The sequence below is a fragment of the Streptomyces beijiangensis genome (genome assembly GCF_017315755.1).
In the GTDB taxonomy this organism is placed as follows: domain Bacteria; phylum Actinomycetota; class Actinomycetes; order Streptomycetales; family Streptomycetaceae; genus Streptomyces; species Streptomyces beijiangensis.
The window spans coordinates 1-231 of sequence record NZ_JAFLRJ010001741.1; the positions used below are offsets into that span (position 1 = coordinate 1).

The following is a 231-nucleotide window of genomic DNA, read 5'->3' on the forward strand; positions in this document are numbered from 1 at the left end:
CCGTCGTCACGATCGCCATGTCGGTGATGTTCACGCCGAGCGCGGTCAGCCCGCCGTCCGCGAAGAGGATGCCCTGCATGAGGAGGACGACGGAGACGCAGAGGACCCCGGTGTAGGGCCCGACGAGAATCGCCGCGAGCGCCCCGCCCAGCAGGTGTCCGCTGGTGCCGGCGGCAACCGGGAAGTTCAGCATCTGGACGGGGAAGATGAAGGCGGCGACCAGTCCGGCGA

General features: G+C 69.3%; 1 protein-coding gene. It reads right to left on the minus strand.

Annotated elements, in window-relative coordinates:
* Positions 1-231 (minus strand): energy-coupling factor ABC transporter permease (locus tag J0695_RS43460; RefSeq protein ID WP_206970307.1); only part of this gene is annotated, 231 nt, incomplete at both ends.